The organism is Photobacterium proteolyticum (assembly GCF_001939735.1).
In the GTDB taxonomy this organism is placed as follows: domain Bacteria; phylum Pseudomonadota; class Gammaproteobacteria; order Enterobacterales; family Vibrionaceae; genus Photobacterium; species Photobacterium proteolyticum.
Genome location: NZ_MJIL01000095.1, coordinates 193,236 through 215,563, shown reverse-complemented (window position 1 = coordinate 215,563; position 22,328 = coordinate 193,236). Strand labels below are relative to the sequence as shown.

19 protein-coding genes are annotated in these 22,328 nt (G+C 45.9%); 13 read left to right on the top strand and 6 right to left on the bottom strand.

All coding sequences use genetic code 11. From position 1 onward, the window contains the following. Positions 1 to 27: 27 nt before the first annotated feature. Genes BIT28_RS24435 through BIT28_RS24425 form a run of 3 tightly spaced genes read right to left on the bottom strand, consistent with a single transcriptional unit; the run spans position 28 to position 6,847 of the window. Positions 28 to 549: a hypothetical protein gene (locus tag BIT28_RS24435; protein ID WP_075767548.1), complete on the bottom strand. Its 522-nt coding sequence runs from the start codon at positions 547 to 549 to the stop codon at positions 28 to 30. 9 nt (positions 550 to 558) lie between these two features. Next, complete coding sequence (locus BIT28_RS24430; RefSeq protein ID WP_083652124.1) at positions 559 to 4,083, bottom strand: tetratricopeptide repeat protein; 3,525 nt, start codon at positions 4,081 to 4,083, stop codon at positions 559 to 561. A gap of 13 nt (positions 4,084 to 4,096) precedes the next feature. Next, entirely contained in the window at positions 4,097 to 6,847 is a 2,751-nt protein-coding gene (locus BIT28_RS24425) for an endo alpha-1,4 polygalactosaminidase (protein WP_075767546.1), read from the bottom strand. 306 nt (positions 6,848 to 7,153) lie between these two features. Between BIT28_RS24425 and rlmF the strand changes: the two genes are divergently transcribed. The 12 genes from rlmF (at position 7,154) to BIT28_RS24365 (ending at position 17,830) form a co-directional block, all read left to right on the top strand. Next, positions 7,154 to 8,158 carry a 23S rRNA (adenine(1618)-N(6))-methyltransferase RlmF gene (gene rlmF / locus BIT28_RS24420; protein WP_075767545.1) on the top strand — a complete coding sequence of 335 codons (1,005 nt, stop codon included), beginning with the start codon at positions 7,154 to 7,156 and terminating at the stop codon, positions 8,156 to 8,158. Positions 8,159 to 8,358: 200 nt separating this feature from the next. Next, positions 8,359 to 9,306: a YbgA family protein gene (locus tag BIT28_RS24415; protein WP_075767544.1), complete on the top strand. Its 948-nt coding sequence runs from the start codon at positions 8,359 to 8,361 to the stop codon at positions 9,304 to 9,306. Next, positions 9,296 to 10,108, top strand: coding sequence for a MerR family transcriptional regulator (locus tag BIT28_RS24410; protein ID WP_075767543.1), 813 nt, complete (start codon positions 9,296 to 9,298; stop codon positions 10,106 to 10,108). The genes BIT28_RS24415 and BIT28_RS24410 overlap by 11 nt, the downstream gene beginning before the upstream one ends. A 31-nt stretch (positions 10,109 to 10,139) precedes the next feature. After that, positions 10,140 to 11,624: a deoxyribodipyrimidine photo-lyase gene (gene phrB, locus BIT28_RS24405; protein ID WP_075767542.1), complete on the top strand. Its 1,485-nt coding sequence runs from the start codon at positions 10,140 to 10,142 to the stop codon at positions 11,622 to 11,624. A gap of 46 nt (positions 11,625 to 11,670) precedes the next feature. Beyond that, positions 11,671 to 12,102, top strand: coding sequence for a nuclear transport factor 2 family protein (locus BIT28_RS24400; protein WP_075767541.1), 432 nt, complete (start codon positions 11,671 to 11,673; stop codon positions 12,100 to 12,102). 2 nt (positions 12,103 to 12,104) lie between these two features. Then, the gene (locus BIT28_RS24395) at positions 12,105 to 12,833 is read left to right on the top strand and encodes an SDR family NAD(P)-dependent oxidoreductase (protein ID WP_075767641.1); all 729 of its coding nucleotides are present in this window, start codon (positions 12,105 to 12,107) and stop codon (positions 12,831 to 12,833) included. Further along, the gene (locus BIT28_RS24390; RefSeq protein ID WP_083652123.1) at positions 12,833 to 14,161 is read left to right on the top strand and encodes an NAD(P)/FAD-dependent oxidoreductase; all 1,329 of its coding nucleotides are present in this window, start codon (positions 12,833 to 12,835) and stop codon (positions 14,159 to 14,161) included. Before BIT28_RS24395 ends, BIT28_RS24390 begins: the two co-directional genes overlap by 1 nt. Then, positions 14,154 to 14,948 carry a DUF1365 domain-containing protein gene (locus BIT28_RS24385; protein WP_075767540.1) on the top strand — a complete coding sequence of 265 codons (795 nt, stop codon included), beginning with the start codon at positions 14,154 to 14,156 and terminating at the stop codon, positions 14,946 to 14,948. The genes BIT28_RS24390 and BIT28_RS24385 overlap by 8 nt, the downstream gene beginning before the upstream one ends. Before the next feature lie 10 nt (positions 14,949 to 14,958). Further along, on the top strand, positions 14,959 to 16,197 hold the full coding sequence (locus BIT28_RS24380; RefSeq protein WP_075767539.1) for an SAM-dependent methyltransferase: 1,239 nt from the start codon (positions 14,959 to 14,961) through the stop codon (positions 16,195 to 16,197). 21 nt (positions 16,198 to 16,218) lie between these two features. Next, the gene (locus tag BIT28_RS24375) at positions 16,219 to 16,719 is read left to right on the top strand and encodes a DUF2878 domain-containing protein (RefSeq protein WP_075767538.1); all 501 of its coding nucleotides are present in this window, start codon (positions 16,219 to 16,221) and stop codon (positions 16,717 to 16,719) included. Continuing rightward, positions 16,716 to 17,210, top strand: a complete 495-nt coding sequence (locus tag BIT28_RS24370) for a chalcone isomerase family protein (RefSeq protein ID WP_075767537.1) — start codon at positions 16,716 to 16,718, stop codon at positions 17,208 to 17,210. The genes BIT28_RS24375 and BIT28_RS24370 overlap by 4 nt, the downstream gene beginning before the upstream one ends. A gap of 65 nt (positions 17,211 to 17,275) precedes the next feature. After that, entirely contained in the window at positions 17,276 to 17,830 is a 555-nt protein-coding gene (locus tag BIT28_RS24365) for a DUF3833 domain-containing protein (RefSeq protein ID WP_245823861.1), read from the top strand. An 11-nt stretch (positions 17,831 to 17,841) separates the two neighbouring features. Here the strand turns inward: BIT28_RS24365 and BIT28_RS24360 are convergent, their stop codons facing one another. Both BIT28_RS24360 and BIT28_RS24355 read right to left on the bottom strand, forming a co-directional pair. Continuing rightward, positions 17,842 to 18,867: a sensor domain-containing diguanylate cyclase gene (locus tag BIT28_RS24360; RefSeq protein ID WP_083652121.1), complete on the bottom strand. Its 1,026-nt coding sequence runs from the start codon at positions 18,865 to 18,867 to the stop codon at positions 17,842 to 17,844. A gap of 150 nt (positions 18,868 to 19,017) precedes the next feature. Beyond that, the gene (locus BIT28_RS24355) at positions 19,018 to 20,697 is read right to left on the bottom strand and encodes an ATP-dependent endonuclease (RefSeq protein WP_075767536.1); all 1,680 of its coding nucleotides are present in this window, start codon (positions 20,695 to 20,697) and stop codon (positions 19,018 to 19,020) included. A gap of 233 nt (positions 20,698 to 20,930) precedes the next feature. Here BIT28_RS24355 and BIT28_RS24350 point away from each other — a divergent pair, with 233 nt between their 5' ends. Then, complete coding sequence (locus BIT28_RS24350) at positions 20,931 to 21,326, top strand: VOC family protein (protein WP_075767535.1); 396 nt, start codon at positions 20,931 to 20,933, stop codon at positions 21,324 to 21,326. Positions 21,327 to 21,369: 43 nt separating this feature from the next. On the opposite strand, the gene BIT28_RS24345 is transcribed toward BIT28_RS24350, so the two are convergent. After that, a complete protein-coding gene (locus tag BIT28_RS24345) occupies positions 21,370 to 22,308 on the bottom strand; it encodes a YeeE/YedE thiosulfate transporter family protein (protein ID WP_075767534.1) in 939 nt (312 codons plus the stop codon). Between the last annotated feature and the right edge of the window lie 20 nt (positions 22,309 to 22,328).

Genomic DNA, 22,328 nt, shown 5'->3' with positions numbered 1-22,328 from the left:
TGGCAACCTTATTTCACTTACTGCTTGTTATTTTTGTTCGATGTTAAGGCCATCAAGAAGCGTTTCGATAACGATATGGCCGGTGCCGCTGACACTTTCTCTTCCCCATCCACCACGCGTACCTGTTGCACGCCAGTAGGTGTTTTTGCTTTTGGCTGATTGCACTTCCAGGGTAATACCTACGGCTGGCTCTCCATCAAGGCCGCTCTTATAGTGCCACTCTTCAATCGATCCGGTGATTACGTAATCGACGTTTTGGGAGGCCAGCCATGCCTGGGCATTTTTTCTTCTCGCTGAGTTATCTAAAATACTTGCTAGGTCACTGGTTTCGCTCGTCGGGTACATCACGGCATTAATACCTTTTGCATACAGTTGGGCGTTGAGAATTTGCTCGGCTTTTTCTGCCGCCAGCGGGGTATTGGAGTTATTGAGCATAGGCATCACTGCCCAGCGACTCCCAGCTGCAAATGTCGGGCTTTCCGGTACCTGGTAGCTCGTGCAGGCACTTAAGGCAAGGGTGGTTGCAAGTAACAGTTTATTTTTCATCATTGTAATCCTTTAAAAACTGTAAAAGTATCCCAGCGAGAGCTTCATCGACTCATCGCCATTTCTGTCCTGGTTTTGCCAGTCGACGGACAAGAAAAGCTCGTCGTTACCAACGACGCGCCAACCGAAGCCGGAGCTGACCGTCATATCAACCCGGCTGGTGGTGACGTTGTAACCTAATGAGCTGTCAAACCAGTATCTCGGAGAGGGAACCATGGCTCCGGGCTGGCCCGGGTTTCCATGCCAGACGCGCTGGCCTATAGCGACACGTTGATAATCGTCCTCAATAAAATCTGCACTGGTTAACGTCGACCTCCCTTCGCGCCAGTTATTGACACCATCAAGCGGATCATCGCTCAGGTTAACGCGCTGCATACTGAAATCGCCATAGACTTGCCATGCAGGATCGGCAAAGAAAAACTGTTCAGAAATGCGGAAGTTAAGGTCCCAGCCCTGACCGATTTCATCATCAAATCGGGTCGAGATATCATGCAGGTTGAACTGGAAAGCAACAGACTCACGTGCTGTCGGCTGGTAGTTTAGGTTTATGCCTGCAATAGTACTCTGACCAGAAAGTGTGAGTAGCTGGCTCGCTTCAATTGCATTATTAAGCCCCAGCTTGAAAGAGGCTGTCCAGTACGCGTCCAGCGGTGTCTGATAAGTGGCGGATACGCCGAGTCGCTTGTCACCAAGACCGTCTGCAATATCAAGATTAAACTTCCATGCAGCATCTAGCCGTTTGTGCCGATACTGGCCTCGGAGTCTGGTCTCATTGTCGATGTCATTGCCTTGAAACTGAACTGGGGCATCTGCGATTTGGTAGTCGCTTCCCAACTGCCAGTTGCCGTTATAGTGCGGCGTATAGTAATCCAGACTGAACTTGGTGATATCCCATTGGCTATTCTGAGTAACCTGTGATCGAAAACTGTGTGTTTTATCCGGGTGTTGATTGACATGCACCCGTTTTAGTTGCTTTTCTGCTGGCTTGTCTATTATACGGCCAAGGTTTTCCTGCCCATGTTGCCAGGCTTCCTGATACTGGCCTGTGAGCTGAAGAGCCGTGTTTTTATCTGCTTCGGGCAGGTTAACTGATTCCGTGAGCAGCCTTTCCATTTCATATCTGTCTTTAGTCTGTATAGCGAGAGATAACTGTTGCCAGTCAGGTAGCTGATAGTGTTTGAGCGCAGTTCTTTTATGCCAGAACAGAAGGTTGTCGGCTCGGTTTTGTGTAAGGAAAAACTGAAAGAGCTCTTGAGTCTTACGGTTGTTGGGTTGTTCCAGAGCCGCTTCGGCGACCTGGGCATAAGCAAACTGTTCGCCCATAAATAGTGCAACTAACGAGCGATAGGTAATATCGCCATCTTTAAGTTTGAGCAATGAATCACTGAGCTCGGCCGCGACATAACGACGAAGCTTGTAAGCCGTATCATAGCGCCCTTGTAATTCAAGCAAAGCTGCATAGTTAATAATAACGGAGACATCGGGTTTTTCTGTGTTCAACAGCAGGTGTTGATACCATAACTCTGCCTCTTCGGGGTGGCCGAGAAGTTGTGCCGTGGTGGCAAAAGCGAGCCATAGCTCTTTTTCACCTTTGAGGGCAGATTTATAACGACGATAAAGGCTATCCATAGTCTCATTGTCTTGAGTGTTAATGGCGAGCCATAGCAAACCGCCAATGGCACTGACATTGTTCGGTTCCCGTTTGAGAATGTCACTGTACAGAGTGTTTGCTTTCTCTATGTTGTTTTCATCAAGTGCCAGTTGAGCCTGATACAGTTGAATATTCGTATTATTGGCAAGTGAAGGGTCGTTCGAAGCCAGTTCCAGCAAACGGATAAATTGCTCTTGATTATTGGCTTCTTTCGCTGCCTTTATGGCAGCGAGTAGCGGCTGTTCATTGTTCGTATTCGTGTATAGGGTCACCAGTTCGTCTATTTTTTTGTTCAGAACGGGTAAATTGGTATTGAGGTAACGGTACACGTCTATGTTGTTGCTCGACAGCACTAACAGTCTATCTTGAGAAAGTTGCGCAAGTTTGCGATCGCTGGTTTCCCAGGCTAGCGAGGCGACGGCTTCAAGGTAGTCCTCATCAGCGTTCAGCCAGTCGGCAGGGGCTGTTAAGACTGCCAATGCCAATTTGGGCTGATAGGTCATGATGTAGGCGTTAGAAAAACGCAGAGCTTCAGCCGTCGTTGGTTTACGCAAGCGCTGCAGTTTCTGCCATTGTTTAATCACCCGGGCATAGTCACTCTGATAGTCGTACAGTCGCGCGGTGTGGACGACTAAAGCCGGATCCCTGGGGCGCATTGCAGAAAGCCGTTTTATGCTTTTTAGAGCCGCATTGGTGCCTTCAGCCTTTTCAAGCGCATTCAGCCAGCTTGAATACTCCTTGCTGGTGATTTGGTTATTTTCCGCAAGTCGGTTATAGAAAACACCTTCATGATAAATGTCCCCGAGAGCACGGGATTCTTCAACACCAGCTCTGAGTTGCGCTTCTGATGGCGAACGGTCGAGTAGCTCTTTGCTTAGCGCAAAGGCTTTAGGTACATTGCCTTGCCAGCGATAAAGATCATGTAGCTTGGCAATATGCACAGAGGCGTTTGTACTGCTTACCAACTGCTGTTGAAGAGACGTTGCTAACGCCAGGTCTCCGTTAGTGATAGCGAGTTCTACCGTGCTCGCCATTAGCTGGTTACTGGGCTCGATGGCCAGTAATTTTCTCGATTGCATCAGCGCGGTATCGAAATTGCCCATGAGCCTGGAGTGATCAATTGACAGGTGCAAGAAGTCAGGCTGTTGGCTGAGTTTGCCGTTATAGTTGTTAATAAATTGCTTGCTTAATACCGGTTCATTAGATGAGGCTAACAGTGCCAGTAATGATTTTGCCTGGTCGAGACTTTCGAACTCCCTGAATGCATCCAGTTGGAGCTTCAGCGAGTTATCATAGTCTGAATTCTGTAGCGCGAGAGTGATCAGCTCCTGGTGGTTGGTTTCGCCGCTTTGTAGATGTGGCAGCAAGAGAGCCAAACCTTTTTCCGGCATCGAGAGTTCAATTGCAGCATCGGCAAATTGACGCGCCAACTCAGCCTCGGGAACATAATCCGTGTTACTTATTACGCGCTTAATTCTGCTTTTTATTTCGCTATTAGTTTCATTCTGATGGAAAACATCCAGCAACAGTTGAAGGTAGACAGCAAAGGCATCCCAGTCTCTGGTGGCGTCGTCATAGGTAAGGATGGTTTGTGACAACGCTAATGCTTCTTTGCGGCGATCGAGCTGGGTATAGGTCTCGATCATCAGTTTGATGACTTCTCGGTTGTCTGGTTCCTGACTATTGATTTCACGTAAAAAGGCCAGTGATACATCGGGTGAGGAAGAACGCGCAACGAGTTTGATCAGCATATTCTGGCTAGGCGAGACTAACCATAGTGCCCATAATGAGGTAATCGTAAGAACAGCCAAGGTTCGCTTGTTAACCAGGCGTATCCTCGGCTTTTTTCTTTTACCTGAGTGGGGACGTTTTAAAAATGCTGACATACGTAGTTAACCGTTAGTCGTTTTTGTTCGTTGTTACAATTTGACTACTGCAGCGTAGTGAGCCAGAGAAAGTACCAGCCTTAGATGCGCGATATCTGATCCTGCCATTTGCGATGACAGTTGCTTTTAGTGTCGAGTCACTGATGAGTTTGCACCCTGACCCATTGGCGATTTCAAACTCAAGCGGAGTATGACTCTTAATTCTCCAGTACGTATTTGCCCCGTCTTTTTTCCATTGTATAAGTTGGCCGTTGGCATTTTTTAGATAGGTGTCTTGGTTTTGAATGTTAGCCAAAGCGATAACACTGCGTGGTGCTGATAGAGTCAAGAACTTACCATCCGGTCCTTGCTCCCAGCCTGCGATATTGCTTTCTGAGATAACCGGAAAGCCCATAGAGTCCGGCAGGCGGATGCTGGTAATGCCTGAACTGGTGACTTGCCAGTTGCCATTGAGGGTTTTCGCAATTCCTGTTTCATACAGAGTACGAGCACGCTTGGCATATTCGCTCAGGTAGAGGGGAGTGGCCTTTTGCTTCACTGCCCAGTCATAGACATCAAGAAGCCCCTTCAACGATGCGGGGTAAGCGCCTGAGTACATGTGATAGTAAATAGCGATAGTTTTCAATCGGCGTGGATTACCAAGTAACTCGAATGTTTCTACTGCACGTCCGTAACCATCATGATGTTCAGTCCAGAGATTAGTATATATATTTTCGTTTAGAACCGGCGCATAGACTTGAACCGCTGAGGGATACCAGGCAATAGTGGGTGAGACTTGGGTATAGTTGTTATTTCCTTTTACAACATAGGTGTTGCCGCCGTTAACATTGAGCAGGTTGGCTTTTTCAGCAATGGTTAGAATGTCTTCTTTGGGATCGGCTTTTCCAGACCACAGTATCAGCTTAGTTTTTTTGTCTTTGGGGGCGAGGTTTTTGTTGATGTAGTTAACACTACCGATGATTTCATTGTGGTAGTCCAGGGTGTAGCCGGGAATAGGCAGGTGATCACCATACTGCTTTTTCTTAAATGTCCTGGTCTGGTCCCAGAAAAAAGGGTGGCTAAAAGTATGTGATGCAATCTCTACATTTGGCAATGTAAATATGTCACGGGCTACCGCTTCCATGGCTTCACTTTCGTCAGGGTATAAGCCGCGTTTACCAACCTCGCCTTCAATAACAGAAACAGTTTGCGGTAGAGCGTATTTTTTAAAGACATGTTTTAGCAGTACTTCTGCGGTATAGGGCTTTCCAGGGAACCAGGCTTTGGATGGGAAACCGTCACCGTCGACATGGCTGGTAAGGATCCGTCTGCCTGATTCCGTCGTGGCGTCGGCCGCGGGAATAACCGGAAGGTCCAGTGTCTCGTCGATTAAGCGGAAAGGATCAATTGACCAAGTCTCAGTGTTGTTTGCCAGGTTAAGCACTGGTAATGGGGCCAAAACCGCGCCTCCCCAAGGAGCCTTGAACAGGAGACCTGAAGAATGGCCGTTTTCATCTGTTGCTTCAATGAGCCGAGCGATGCTTGTACTTTTGGTAACCCAACGCGGATGAGGTTCAAACTCGCTGAAAGTGGGAGGGTAGCGATTAGCCCCCCAGTCTCTGCCGCGACTGATATCGATTTTACCTTGTAGTGTGCCAGATTCGGTAATGCCGAGCTTGGCTCGTAATGTTTCATCCGTAGGCAGTGATTTGATAAAAAGGACCGGGCGTTCGTCAATAGTATGGAAAAGCCATTGCTGAAGTTTGGCATTGCTTTGATAGGAACTTTCTTCCAGCCACAGCAAAATGGCAGCGTAGCGACTGAGGTCGATATTGTCGATGTTGGTTGACCGGACGTCCCTGCATTCAGGTACGTAACCCATGTACTCAATAGGCATTGAGATCATCCGGTGACACTCAGATGATGAAAAGTCAGTGAACTGGCTGTCGTAAAAGCCGAGAATGCGCTTGGCAACCGGTTCGATTGTGCTCACGCCGAACTCATAGAGCATTCCGTCACTGATATACGGCGTATAGCCTTCGTCAAGCAGGCGTTTCGCGGCTGCAATTTGTGCTTCACGGTCTTTCGCCGGGATATAGTCAATAACAATCGCCTCGATGCCACGTGCTTTAACTTGATTCAGTTTGCCGGTAAGCCATTCTGAATCAGAGGGTTTGACTTTCTTATAGCTATTATCGACAGGGTGGTAGCTGTTGTAGAGCGACTCAGCTAGGACGGCAGAGATTGGATGCTCTAGCTGTTCGATGACTTCAAAGCCCCGGTTTAGAATGAGTTGTGGTTTACCCGATAGGTGATCAAGTTCGGCAATGATCTTAACAAGCGCCTGTTGTTGCTCTTTCTGTTTTTTCTCGGTTTTTGCAAAGAGGTAATAGCTGTCCAGAGTATCAAGAAATAAGCCATCAAAACCTTTGGCGAGATAAGCTTCAGCTTTTTGGGTCAGATATAGTTGCCATTGGGGATCGGTTAAATCCATGGCATAACTTTGCCAGTTTTCATTTCTTGCAGGAGAGGAAGTACGTAAGTTGTCGGGTAGGATTTGACCGTCAAATTCCCCAACACTCAGATAGGCAAAAACTTTCGTTTTTGCTTTATGTAATGTCTCTATTTGTTTTGGGGTAATTAGGTCCGCGGTTACAACGACACGATCGTAATTCATTAATTCCCTGACGGAATCAATTGAGTTGTAATAAAAAGCGATTGACGAAGGTGTCTGTGCAGACACCAAAGAAGGCAAAACGAACAGCACAAAGATCCATATACGCATAATGCAACTCCTTTTGCTTGTAATGCCTAAATAGCACTGCACAGCTATGCCAGTTAATTCCACTGTAAAATTTGAGACATGTTTTTTCTACAAATTTGTCTCATATTTAGCGAACTTTGCGTGAATTGACCATTTATTGACCATTTTGTCGCGGGGTATGCGTTTAGTTTTGCGTGTGTCTTGGAAAATATTTTTTATATGGTTTGTCCGTGGACTTATTGCAACAAGGTTTATGCTGTAAAATGCAGTGTATCAATTGCAGTTAACAGTATTGTTTAGCTGCTAATTAAGCAAAGTGATAATTAAATGACGCAAAAGAAGAAAACCCAGGTAACCAAAAAAGGGTTACATCCTCGCAATCCCCACCGTCAGCGTTATGATTTTGACGCCCTGATAGCGAGCTGTCCTTCGTTAAGTCCCTTTGTAGCAAAGAACAAGTTTGGTGACTTGTCTGTTGATTTTACTGATCCTCAGGCAGTCAAAATGCTGAATAAAGCATTGTTAAGTCATTTTTATCAGGTTCAGCATTGGGATATTCCACCGGGTTACTTGTGTCCGCCAATTCCCGGCCGAGCAGACTATCTTCACTATATTGCAGATTTGTTGGCTGACTCGAACAAGGGCGTGATCCCCAAAGGGAAACGTATAACTGGCCTTGATGTTGGAGTCGGAGCGAATTGTGCGTATCCGATTGTTGGGCACCGGGTTTATGGCTGGCGTTTCGTTGGGGCTGATATTGATCCGCTTTCAATTAAATCAGCGAAGTTTATTGTAGAGTCTAATCCAACGTTGTCTGGTGGGATCAAGTGCCGCTTGCAGAAAAATCCAGATCATATCTTTACCGGGATGATCAATGCAGACGATGTTTTTGATTTTACGATGTGCAACCCGCCTTTTCACGCTTCATTGGCAGAAGCGACCGCTGGCAGTGAGCGCAAAGTACGTAATCTTGCTGCCAACGCTCAAAAGAAGGGGACGGATAGCTTTCAAAAATCCGGAAAAGGGAAGAAGCCTGTTCTCAATTTTGGTGGGCAAAAGGCTGAGCTTTGGTGCCCGGGTGGAGAGGCCGCTTTTATCAAGCGCATGATTAAGCAAAGTGTTGACCATCAGGCCCAATGTTTTTGGTTTACAACGTTAGTGTCGAAGAAAGAAAACCTGCCGGAAATCTATCGTAGCCTGAAGAAAGCAGGTGCTGCCGATGTACGTACCATTGACATGGCACAAGGTCAGAAAATGACCCGTGTTGTAGCGTGGACGTTCTTGAATGGCGAGCAGCAGCAAGCCTGGCGTGAAAAGCGCTGGGAGCAATAAAGGTTCGCTTTTCAGCTTGTCACTTCAATAAGTTTCTAGAATTTGTCATTAACAGCAAAGCGGCCTTAGGCCGCTTTTTTCTTTGTTAATCATATGGCTAATCACGAACCTATATATGTACAAAAAAAATTATTGTACAACCTGAGAACATAGGCTAACTTTAGTTGTACAAGTTTGTTGGTTTGTACAAGGTTGGAGCTATGACTATTTCCGTTGGTATAAGTGCATGTGTTCTCGGACAAAAAGTTCGCTTTGATGGCGGACATAAGCAAAACCGCTTTGCGGCCGATGAGCTTTCAAAGTATTTTGATTTTAAGCCTGTTTGTCCTGAGGTTGGTATTGGGATGACAATTCCGAGACGCGCTATTCGGTTGTTGCAACTGCCAGCAGGTGATGAGCGTTTGGTGGACAGTAAAGACAACGACATCGACTTTACCTCTCAGATGCAAGAGTTTGCACGGCAGCAAATCCCCCATTTTGGTGGTTTGCGAGGTTATGTCGTGTGTGCCAAGTCACCAACCTGCGGCATGGAAAGGGTCAAATTACACATACCTAACGGAAATACGGTACCCGGTGGAAGTGTTGGGGTATACACCCGAGAGTTAATGGAGAAGATGCCCTGGTTACCCGTGGAGGAAGATGGGCGCCTTCAAGATCCGGTGCTGAGAGAAAACTTTGTATTTCGAGTTTTTTCGCTCAATGATTTTTATAATTCTATCGGTGATAACTTTAGCTACGATGCTTTTGTTAAGTTTCACTCACGCTATAAGCTCGTTTTGATGGCACATAGCCCGATAGCCTACAAAGATATTGGCCGGTTGGTGGCTTCAATAAAAGAATGGGATTTAACGGAATTCTATGTCGAATATCGACAGCAGTTTATGGACGCCATAAAAAATAGGGCGAGCAAAAAGAATAACACCAATGTATTAATGCATCTTCAGGGTTATTTCAAACGCTCATTAACCAAAGAGCAAAAACAAGAGTTAGCCGAACTGATAATGAGTTATCGTGAGGGTAACCAACCAATACTGGTACCTTTAGCACTTATTAACCATTATCTTAAGCAATATCCGGATCCGTATTTACAGCTACAAACATTTTTGAATCCATATCCCGAGGAGTTGAAATTACGTTATGGATTGTGAACATCAGTATTACGCAATAAAAGAAGTCTCCGATATAACGGGGGTGAATTCGGTAACCCTGAGGGCGTGGCAAAGACGTTATGGCTTGTTAAACCCGAAAAGAACCGAAAAAGGTCACCGTTTATATTCTGAACAAGATGTTGAGAAGATACGCATTATTCTATCTTGGTTGGATAAGGGGGTAGCAATAGGTAAAGTGCGTCCTCTTATTGAAGGCGTACAAGATGCCGAAAAGGAAAGTGAGCAGCCGGAAAATAAAAAATCTGTCGACTTATTATTATCGGCACTGATTGACTGTAATGGTGCCAAGCTAGATAAGCTATTAATACAGATAATGAAAGAGTATCCACTTGAAGTTTTTGTTACGCATATTGTGAGCCCTGTGGAAAGCGAGATAAAAAAAGCTGAGAATCCGTTCGTAAGTATTCAATTATCACTGTGGCAGTCAGCCATTATGCAGCGCTGTGTTGCGTTGATAGCCCAAGCCAAAAAGCGATCGTCAAACCTGTGTTACTTATTGAGCTTCGATACGCCGGGTGATTATCACATGTGGTTGCAGGCATGGCAGTTAACAGATGAGGGTTACAACGTCACTGTTCTTGGCTCGTTAGACGGTAAGTTAACTTCCCTTGGAGCGGCATTAGAAGCATTGAAAGTCAGTAAAGTGGTCGTGATTGGTGAAAGGCGCATATCAGTAAGTAACCTGGAACAATTAAAAAAGCTGGTTGTGAATTCGCAGTGTCATTTTGAACTCGTTGGCAGTATCAGGACGATACACCAGGATATGTTAGCTCAGCCGTAATGGCCCGAAATAATCAATGGGAGTTTGTAGTATGGTTAATCAATCATTAGAAAAGAAAGAGACGTCAGATACTCCCGAAGGTGCAAGTTTAATATGGTTTCGCTCAGATCTTAGGGTGGTCGATAATACAGCTCTCGCGGCCGCAACCCGTTGTAGTAACAATGTACTTGCAGCCTTTATTTCAACGCCAATGCAGTGGCATGAGCATAATGTTGCCCCGATGAAAGTTGATTTTATTCGGCGCCGCCTTGATGTACTCAGGGAACAACTTGCTGAACTCAGTATTCCGTTAGTTGTTGTTGAGGTCGACGACTTTGATAGAGAGGCGCAGGCAATTGCGGATTTAGCGGTGTCCCATAATATCAGTCATGTTTTTTGTAATCAGCAATATGAGTGGAATGAGCGTCAGCGTGATGAACTCACCGCAGGGCTGTTAGATATACACAATATCAGGTTCAGCGCGTTTGATGATGACTGCATTATTACGCCAGGGAAGGTACTGACAAGAAATGGTCAGCCTTTTAAGGTATTCACTCCCTTCAGGCGTGAGTGGCTAGAGGTTTATCGTTTTGAAGTGCCTTCTGTCCATCCTAAACCTGAAAAGCAGCAAGCAAATGGTTTTATGTTGGATGTGCAACCAGAGCCGATGATGTCGTTTACTTACCCGGTTGCAGACAGTGTTCACTGGCCGGTCGATGAAGAAGCTATCAAGCAGCGGCTTCATATGTTTTGTGAAGAAAAAGCAGCGCTTTATCATCAGCAAAGAGATATTCCCGCCATAGATGGAACCAGTTGCTTGTCACCGTATTTGAGTATAGGAGCACTGTCTGCTCGTCAATGTATGGCAGCATTGCTGGCTGAGTTTCCGCAATGTTTAGATGATTCGAAAAGTGGCGCATTTTGTTGGTTAAATGAAATTATCTGGCGAGAGTTCTATCGTCACTTAATTGTGGCCTGGCCGAAATTAAGCCGGGACCAACCTTTTCTCGGTTGGACCCGCAACGTGGTGTGGCAGAAGTCCGACTCTATGCTGAATGCCTGGCAGCAAGGCAGGACGGGCTATCCGATTGTCGATGCTGCGATGAGACAGCTCAGGCAGACAGGCTGGATGCACAATCGGCTAAGGATGATTACAGCCAGCTTTTTGACCAAAGATCTGCTCATTCACTGGCAAGCTGGCGAACAATGGTTCATGTCTCAGCTGATTGATGGTGATTTGGCTTCAAACAATGGCGGCTGGCAATGGGCAGCCTCGACTGGCACCGATGCCCAACCCTATTTCAGGGTGTTTAATCCGACCGTTCAGGGGGAGAGGTTTGATCCAGATGGTAGCTTTATCCGTACTTGGATACATGAATTACGAGACGTGCCAGATAAATATATTCATCAGCCGTTTTTATGGGACAAGGCGGAGAGCCTGAATTATCCGAAGCCGATTATTGATCATAAAAGTGCAAGGCTCAGAGCGATTGAAGTATTTAAATCGGCCAAAGCTCTAATTGGTGAAGCCCAATAAACCGAACCGGGCTGGGTATTAAATATATTATGTTGAGGAGTGAACTATGGCTGAACAGTCAGGGTTTTTGACAGCTAAATTTGTCGAAACATATAACCAACTTACCAAGCATAATTTAACTGAGCTTGAAGAACTCTATCATTCTGATGTGATTTTCGAAGACCCTGCCCACAAGATGGTTGGTTGGCCAAATTTACATGACTATTTCACCCGGCTCTTTCGGACCGTCAACGAATGCCAATTCGAAGTACATGACACCTTATCATCACAAAACAAAGCCTACATTGAATGGACAATGACATTCAGCCATCCGCGTATCGCCGGAGGAAAGCCCCGCTCAGTCAGAGGGTGCTCAAGGCTTGAATATAAAGACAACCGCGTTATATATCACCGGGACTATTTCGACATGGGGGAAATGCTCTACGAAGGCGTGCCGATTTTAGGCTCTGTTATCCGTCGGATAAAAGTGAGTATGTGATGATGGAACAAGTATTAATAACAGGGGCAAGTTCGGGTATTGGCGAACAGCTTGCATTAGATTACGCGGGAGAAGGTTGGCAGGTATATGCCTGCGGCCAATCGCAACAGCGGTTAGATTCACTCTGTCGGCACAGTGCAAATATTCAACCTGTTCAGTTTAATGTTACCGATATGGATGAAGTCACCCTAGCTATGACGTCATTGCCGCAGGTTCCGAAACTGATCATTTTAAATGCTGGTACGTGTGAATATATCGAACACGGACAAATTGACGTCGAACTATTCAGGCGTGTATTTGATGTCAATGTCTACGGACTGCTTAACTGCATTCAAGCTTTGCAGCATTGCTTTGATGCCGAAACCCAACTGGTGATTGTTGGATCAACGGCATCTTATATTCCGTTGCCTCGGGCCGAGGCATATGGCGCATCGAAAGCGGCTGTTGCCTATATCGCAAATACGCTTGCAATTGATCTTGCGAATAAAGGCGTCAAGGTTACATTGGTCAGCCCCGGTTTTGTCAAAACACCGTTAACCGATAAAAATGACTTCGCTATGCCGATGCTGGTGACAACGCAATATGCGTCGGCTGCGATTCGAAAAGGTATTGCCGCCGGAAAAACAGAGGTCCATTTTCCACTTAAATTTAGCTTGTTTCTTAAAATGCTTGCGCTATTGCCGACTCGGGTTCAGTTGGCTGTGGTTAAACGAATGACAGGAAAACAATGATGAAAATAGCCATTATCGGTACTGGAATATCAGGGTTAACATGTGCGTGTCATCTGCATCGTCAGTACGATATTACCGTCTATGAAGCCAATGATTATATTGGGGGCCATACTGCAACGGTCGATGTTTCAGTGGCCAGCGGAGACTACGCGATTGATACTGGTTTTATTGTTTTTAATAATCGTACTTATCCGAGATTTGAACGTTTGTTGTCGGAAATTGGTATTAGCGGCGATCCGACAGAAATGAGCTTCAGTATCCACAACGATAGCAACGGGCTGGAATATAACGGTCATAGCTTAGCATCCATGTTTGCTCAGAAGCGTAATATGGTTAACCCGAGGTTTTTATACTTTATCTATGAAATTCTCCGGTTTAACAAGTTGGCAATGTCGGTAGATTTGGCTGACGAGCAAAGCCGTACTTTGGGAGAGTTTTTACAGCTCCACAAATTCAGTCAGTATTTTGCCGAGAATTATATCTTGCCCATGGGCGCGGCTATCTGGTCATCGACCTTATCAGACATGCGTGCGTTTCCGTTATCGTTCTTTATTCGGTTCTTCCGAAATCACGGACTTCTTGAAGTGACAAATCGCCCGCAGTGGTATGTTATCCCTGGAGGGTCGCGAGAATATATCAAGAAACTCATTGTCCCTTTCAGGGATAAAATATTGTTGAGCCAGCCAGTTAGAAAAGTAATTCGTCAGCAAGGGAAAGTCATCGTTGAAACCGAACTTAGTCGTGAAGTTTACGATCAGGTGATATTTGCCAGTCATAGTGATCAGGCGTTATCGATGTTAGGGGATGCCACGGCTGAAGAGCAGCGGGTACTGGGTGCCATGGAGTATCAGGATAACGAAGTTGTGCTCCATACCGACATCAATATGCTCCCTCAATCTCGGACTGCATGGGCTGCCTGGAATTATCACCTTGGTCCCAGCGCCGAAAATGGGCAACTTAGAGACAATAAGTTAGCCAGTCTGACCTACAACATGAATATTTTACAGAATATTTCATCTCCCGAGACGTTTTGCGTCACTCTAAACCAGACAGAGCGGATAGCGCCGGAAAAAATACTCCGACGGTTTACCTACGCTCATCCTGTGTTTTCCACGTCGAGCATGATGGCGCAGCATGCAAGAAGCGATATTAACGGTGTTAACAACACATGGTACTGCGGAGCCTATTGGTATAACGGCTTTCATGAAGACGGAGTACATAGCGCGCTAGATGTTGTCGATGGTATATCAAATTTAACCGTTGACGGTTCACTGGGGAGTCAAAAGCTCACCGCAGCCTATCAGGTTGAGGGAGAAAGGTATGAATAGCGGACTGTATGTTGGCACTGTCAGGCATCGACGGTTCACACCGGTAGAGCATAGTTTTAGCTACCCGATGTTTATGCCTTTGATAGATCTCGACGAGCTTGAAGAATTACAAAGAACTGTGAAAGGGTTTGGCAAGAGCGTATCGAACTTCGCCCGTTTTCGTCCACTGGATTTTATGAATGATCCAAGTGCACAAGAACAGGTTAGAGTTATTGATCCTCAATCATTAAAGCAGGCTGTGCTTGCCAAGGTCGAGAACCTGACTGGAGAGCGAGTCCAGGGTCGAGTCATGATGCTCTGTCAGCTTCGTTATGCCGGCGTGTATTTCAGTCCGCTGAATATGTATTACCTTCACGATGAACAGGGTAATTGGCGCTGGGTATTGGCCGAGGTAAGCAACACTCCCTGGAACGAAAGGCACTATTATGCAGTGCCAGCTGGCTCACGCTATCACAATCCTAAAGCTTTTCATGTCTCGCCATTTAATCCGATGAGCCAGGAGTACCATTGGCGGCTCAAGGCTCCAGAAAAGCACCTAGTTGTGCATTTGGATATTCGCTCAAGTGATGGGGAGCAAAAAATCATGGATGCCACCATGGTAATGAAGCGCCGGCCTTTTACAACAAAAGTGCTCTGGCAGCTTATTACCGCCACACCGGTTCAAGCCATAAAAATAGTGATTGGTATTTATTGGCAGGCATTGCGGCTGTGGTTGAAAGGTGCGCCTTTCTACAACCATTCGCCAAGTAAGCAGATTCCGTCAAATCAAGAATGGAACAGTAAATAAGGGGCTCATTATGTTTAAAAGTGATGTAAGTCGTTCTGAGTTGGTGATGACGGGGACAGAGAATATTGCCCGCAAAGTGATTTTTAAGGCACTTGAGCAGCTAGAGAGTGCAGGGCTTACCGTCGTCGAACAGAGTGGAGATACGTATTTTTTTGGGCAGCGTCAGGCCAGTTGTCAGGCTCAGCTGATTGTACAAAACCCTGCGTTCTATAAGCGGTTACTGTCTGGCGGCAGTATTGCAGCTGGTGAGTCTTATATTGATGGTTGGTGGGATTCCCCCGATGTGACTCAAATTGTGAGAGTAATTGCCAAAAACCTGCCAGTTATGGAGCGGATTGAGGCAAAAATGAGTTGGTTGAGTGTGCTGAGAGATAAGTGGGTACACCGAACCCGACGTAACAGCAAGGAAGCCGCCAAACAAAATATTTTGGCACATTATGATCTCGGTAATGATTTCTACCGTACCTTCTTAGACCCGAACATGCTTTATTCGGCGGCTATTTATGATGACAAGCATCAGGAGTTGTTTCAGGCGCAGATCAACAAGATGGACAGGCTTTGTCGAAAGTTGAACCTGACTGAATCTGACCACCTGCTGGAAATTGGTACAGGATGGGGGGCGTTAGCGATACATGCGGCCAAGTACTACGGCTGTAAGGTGACAACAACGACTATTTCCGATGCGCAGCACCTATGGGCCAAAGAGCGAATTGAGCAGGAGGGGCTGTCAGATCAAATAACCTTGTTGCTCAGTGATTACCGGGAACTGAGTGGTCAGTATGACAAGATTGTCTCGGTGGAAATGATAGAAGCTGTCGGTAAGGAGTATCTGACCACTTACATCAAAAAGTGCCAGTCGCTGCTGAAGCCCGAAGGTTTGTTTGCTATTCAGGCGATTACGATGAATGACCAACGCTACGGTAGCTATAGCAAGGGTGTCGACTTTATCCAGAAGTACATTTTTCCGGGGGGCTTCTTACCGTCAGTGACCACAGTCGCCAATCAAATGACAGAACATAGTGATTTCATTATTCGCGATATTAAAGATATCGGTATGGACTATGCGAAGACATTGGCAGACTGGCATCATAACTTTAACGACAGTATCGAGAAGCTTACAGAGCAAGGGTTTGATAATAGATTCATCCGAATGTGGCGGTTTTATCTTTGCTACTGCGAAGGGGGCTTTTTAGAGCGCAGTATCAGTACCGTTCAGCTCGTTGCCAGTCGTTCGGGATGGCGTGAATAGCCGTTTCAAACTGGAGGTTGTATGCCAGCTCGTCAATTACTGATTATTGGTTTGATCTTTAATGTTTATTGGTTTCTGGCGGTGATAGGTCAGGGGCAGTTTGTTTGGCTTCTGGCTATTTTGTTGTTCGCTTGCTGGTGGCGTTACCAGGGGACGTGGCGGTTTGGACTGATGTTGGGCGCAACGGGTGTGCTGATGGACTTGATGCTTAGCTGGATGGGCCTCTACACGTTTGCAGCTAATGCGTTTCCAATTTGGTTAGTGTTGCTTTGGCTTGGTTTTGGCTCCTTCATTTGGGTAATGCGCCAGACCATAGTGGCTAACTCGCCATACATCATAGTGGTGCTGGGCGGTATAGGCGGGACCATGAGCTATTTTGCCGGTTACCGGTTCGGGGCCGTAATGTGGCCGTTAGGCATCGAAATTACTCTTATCTGTATTTTGGTGTGCTGGTTATGTTTTTCGGTATTGGTATTAGCGCTTCTCAATAGATGTAACAGGCAACAGTCGGAGGGTGTATGAAGGTAGTAATAGCATTGACTTTCCTGCTGGCCGTAATAACGGCAACAGCCAAGACACCGTGGCAAAGCTGGCCAACTGTCGGAGATGCACGGTTAAAATGGGGACCGTGGGTGATTTATGATTCCGAACTGAGAACGCCAACGGGAATTTATCGCAACGATACTGAAGATCTTGCCTTAGTGATCAAGTATCAGCGTAACGTTGATAAAGAAGATCTGCTGGAAGCCACCGATAAGCAATGGAAGCACTTGGGGATCTCTGCACACAAACGTCAGGCATGGTTATCACGTTTGGCTGAAATCTGGCCGGATGTACAAAAGGGGGACAGGTTGATTTTTGTCATTGAGCAGGCTGGAGGTGTTTTCTATCAGGGTAACCGTCAAATTGGAGTGCTGACAGACCAAGAAATGTCAATGTCGTTTCTTCATATCTGGCTATCGCCAAGGACTTCCTACCCGGATATTCGTCGTCAACTGATTGGGCAAGCCTAAGTTCATTAGCTTCAAATATAAGGCATACTCGAAAAACAGCCTGAGAAAGCAAGCTTGGAAAAGGGATGAAGATTTGGAGAGGCTACATGGTATTTACGTTGAAACGGCTGGTCATGGCGGCCGTTGTATTATTGCTTCCCGGATGCTCTCTATCGACTGATGAATATCAGGGAACAGAACCGGATTTTAACCTGTTTGAGTTTTTTGACGGTACTGTCATGGCCTGGGGAATGTTACAGGACAGAGACGGAAAGCAGACCAGGCGTTTTGAAGTGGTGATTCAGGGACGTGTACAGGGCAAAACGTTAACGCTCGATGAAGACTTTATTTTCGATGACGGCGAAAAACAACAGCGAACCTGGGTGATTACACGTACAAGTGATGGGCATTATTCAGGACGGGCTGGCGACGTCATTGGACTGGCAACAGGCAAGTCAGTCGGTAATGCGCTTAATTGGCAATATGTACTCCGTATTCCGGTTGATGATACGACTTACGATATTAGTATTGATGACTGGATGTACAGGCAAGATCATAAGCGGGTATTTAACATCGCCACAATGACTAAATGGGGAGTTAGTGTAGGGACACTGACATTGTTTTTTGAAAAGCAAGAATAGTCGGCTTAGGTTCAGCAACTGGCCATAAGCTTACGTTTATGTCTTTGCTTCGCTTCATACATATCAGAATCAGCAAGACAAAGCAGTGAGTGAATGTCGTATTCATCTATGTCACACCGCTGAATCAGGGTATAGCCAATCGAAGCCGAACAGTTCACATTATCAATTGTAAGGCCACCCCCGATATCATTGAGGAGTTGGTTGTGCTGACGTCTAAATGCGTTCTTGTCTTTAAATGTTGATAGCAAAGCGAATTCATCACCACCCAGTCTCCCGACAACGCCAGTGTCACAGCTCAGCTTATTTAGTCGTTTCGCTGTTTCGACCAGGACCAAATCACCAAAAGCATGACCATACTGATCGTTGATTGTCTTGAAGTTGTTGATGTCGATATAAAACAACGCAACATAGTCATCGTGTTTGTTGTAGTCATCGACCTCTTGTTGCAACTTCTGACAAAATGCCCGCCGATTATAGGCATTGGTGAGAAAATCATAGGTTGCAGACTGCATTAGCTCTTCTTCGATTTCGTATTTTTCGAGTGTAACAGCGCAAACCGATGCCGCCATTTCTAAAATTTCTAGCTCGAAAGGCGAGGGGCTTGATGGTTTGCGGCTGTAAGTGGCGAAAGTACCTAATAGTTTGTTCTTAGAGGATAAGATCGGAACAGACCAGCAGGAGGAAAGATTGGCTCTGGAGGCTATGGCTTTGAAATGAGCCCAGTTACTGTGCGTATCGATATTTTCGGTGATTACTTTCTGCCTATGGTATGCAGCAGCCCCGCATGAGCCAACGGTTGGCCCGATGTGAATGCCTTCAATCGCTTTGTTATAACACTCAGGTAAACTGGGCGCACAGGCACAGTGAAGGGTGTCCGTTTTTGGATTGAGCAGCATAATTGATGTCAACCGATCCGTATAGATGTTCTCGGTAACATCAATCAGCTGTTCGAGCATTTCCTCTTTCTCTTGCCCCAGGGCGAGCATCCGCAGGATTTTATTGAAAGCTCTGTGCGCGTGAAGAAGTTCGTTAATCAAAATACTTCCTTTCAGGCTAACTGTTTATTATTAGAGTTGCTTTTAATAGTTATCTTTTAATTTTATCCAATAACTTTTATGCAACAAAGCCAAGGCGTCGAAGTTTTGATATTTATTGCGAAACTGTGACATCAATTGTGTCGATAGTAGTTAACTGACTCCCCGCGACATCGCAACAATCCGCTTGAGTATCCACCTAAGCAGAAGTGGGATCTCTTCAATGTTATCTTCGTCGGTATATTCAACCATGGCCAGCGCGACATCCGGTTTGGCGTGACGCTTAAGTGCCCTCAATATAATCTTTTTGGGCGGTACCTGACTATCATGAGGAATGTTTGCCAAACGACGGAACAAAGGCTCGTAACCATTGTTAAACAGGAAGTGTTCGATATCCCGGTTAGGCAGCACGGTTAGTCGGTGGCGTTCGGCTTCGGTGCCCAATAAATTTCGGACCGTATCGGCATATTTTTTACCGGCCAGATCACCGTCAGCGACGAGATGCCACTCAATCCCTAAGCTTCTCGCTACCTTAATGAGCGGCTTCAGGCCACTTTGTGCAAACTCAATAATTTGTACGCCTTCAGCGGCCAGGTTATAACCGCAGATACGGGCAAACTCATTAAATAACCAGACTTCGGTTTCCCCTTCGACTAATAACCAGGCACGGGCAAATAGTGCATTGGGCCGATGAAGCCGAACATGGAAAGTTACCCGTCTTTCTTCGTCACGGCTGAGTCTCTTTGGTAGTATCGAATAGACATGAGTACGGTCCGGCTCACGAATAAGCTTTTTGATTGTGTGTAATGGCACAACACTCGTTAGATCCGGGCTATTGGTCGTTAAGATCTTCTGCATCGGCATATTCATAATAAATGACCAGGCCTGGTGCAGAATGGTTGGGTGAAGCCGGCCTTCAGGATCTTCGAGAATCATAATAGGGCGTGAAATACGCTTCAGTTCAACCGGCCCTCTTGCTCGGATAAACGCATTGAGTAAGCCCATTAGCACCAGTCGACCTTGTTTGGTCATCTGTGGTTGGGTGAGCTGTTCCAACGGGTTGACGGCGTACTGAGCTTTGACCGGAAAATGAGCGCGGTTGAAATCTTTCGAGCGATTGTGTGGCGTAAAAGCGAAATAATGATCGACCAGGGTCCTTAACGCATTAATGCTGCTTTTTATCTCTTCAGGGCTAACATGTCCCGGTCGGGTCATAAGCCGTTCGCAAGTGTTTTCAAGCCGGCGTTGGATACGCGCGTTTTCAGTCTTTTCTTTGTCACCATTCCCATTACCATTGCTGTGGCCATTCCCGTTACCATTGCTGCTGACTGGTTCAGTACGCAGCCTGCGCGCATCTCTAATCCTGACAATAGGGTGTAAAATCATCAGCTGGCGAGCGAGCTTGTCATTGTCGTAGCAATCTATAACTTGGGCGTTTTGGTTAAGGAATGCACGATGATTAATGATTTTATCGTCTTTGACAATGCTGTCGAGTTGATAATAAAGGTGCTTGATATCATCGTTACCTTGAACCCAAAGGGGAGCAAAGCACTTGTATTTTCGTAATTTATATTCTCCCGGATAGTCTTCTTTCCAATGAAGAACGATCTGCAACTGGGTCATCTTGTTATGACCTGCCGTGTAGTCGACATGAAAATCTGAGAACTTAAAATTATAAAACTTGGTGTCCGGAGAGAGGGCAATACTTAACGCATCGAGCAATGAAGACTTACCCCAGGCGTTTTCACCGATAAGCACCGTTAACTCGTCAAAAGTCAGTGATAGGCGTTTGATCCCTCTGAATCCAGAAACTTCAATTCGGTTTAGCTGCATAGTTCACCTCTAATATTTAGAGTACAGCACCTTTGTCGTATATGTGCGTGTCAAGCTCACAGAACAGTAAGAACTCATTGATTTTAAAGACTCAATCGCCAAATTAGACTGAAAGCTTGTTGTTATTCAGCCTGGTTGATATAGTCCGGAAAACTGAATTTGCCGGCATTTGACTTAACCTTCAACTGCTTAGGTGTAATTGAAAAAGATAAATAATTTACTGGAGTTGTCAGATGGCTAAGATAATCCATTCTATGATCCGTGTTTTGGATCTTGATAAATCATTGAAATTCTATAAGCAGGCGCTTGATCTTGATATTGCTGAGCGATTGGATTTTGAAGGCTTTAGCCTTGTCTATCTGCGCAATGAAGAAAACGATATGGAACTCGAACTGACCTGGAATGAAGGTACAGAAGAGCCATACACTCATGGTACAGGCTATGGTCATATCGCAGTCGCGGTTGATGACTTGGAAGCAGAGCATGAGAAACTAGAGGCGTTTGGGTATGAGCCTGCTGAGATAAAAGAATTCTTCCGTGATGGTATATTACTGGCGAAGTTCTTTTTTGTTCAGGATCCTGATGGTTATAAAGTTGAGTTCCTGCAGCGCCATGGCCGCTACCAGTAAACAGCTATATACGTGACTATGAGCGATAGGGCTTTCGCCAGTTTTACTGGTCAGTATCCGTCGCTCTGTCAGTAAAATGCTGGATAGCTTTTCTGATTAAAATCCCGCAAGTGATCCCCGCAATCATACAGAAGATAGTAATGGCACCTGCGGGTGAGAAAGATGGCAGAGCGATGAGTAACTGCGAGTCATTGCCACCTAACGCTAGCGAAGCACCAATGCCCATGATTATTCCTGCAATTAAGTGAACGATAATCTGGCTTGGCCTTAGTTCAAACTCCTGGACTGAGAGTCGCTTTTTAGCGCTAATGCTCATTCCGAAGACAAGACCGACAAGTATTAGGTAACGTTGCAAAGGCGGCCACTTCTCTGTTTCCCCGTGAATACTGGCGGCAGAGATGTCTTTGAACAGCTGGCTGGGTGACCATTCAGGTACCTGGTATGTAAGAATACTTGCAATAACACCAAATAATATGATGCCAAGAAGAATCGGTCTTCGTTGCGGCGGTATCCTAAACATGATGATCGCAACAAGAACAAACAACACCACAACCACGGTAACGGAGGGGCTTGTTATCGGTGCGAGTGGGGTGTAGTTAAGATCTGTTGGAATAGAGGCGAGTAGGCACCATCCGATGAGCCATCCGCCCACCGTAGCAAACATATGGTAATGGCCCTTGGATAGCTTGGTGATGGTTGATATAGAGCAGCCTTTATTGATGGCTGCTCCCAGCCCGAACAGTAATCCCCCCAAGATGAACGGAGTGCTGACGGAATGGCGGTTCATTGCGAGGCTGATACTGTCTTCAATAGCATAGGGGGTGACGAGCCAGAACCAAAACCCGCAGCACAATATTGTGGCAAGAAATCCGGGGCGTTTGGCTAGTAGCTCCTGAACACCTCTTACCATACAAAGGCCTGTTTTCTGAGCAAGAATACCGACTAGGCAGGCAAGAATAATAGGTAACAGATAACCAAGCATGATATCGCCCTGTCATAAAT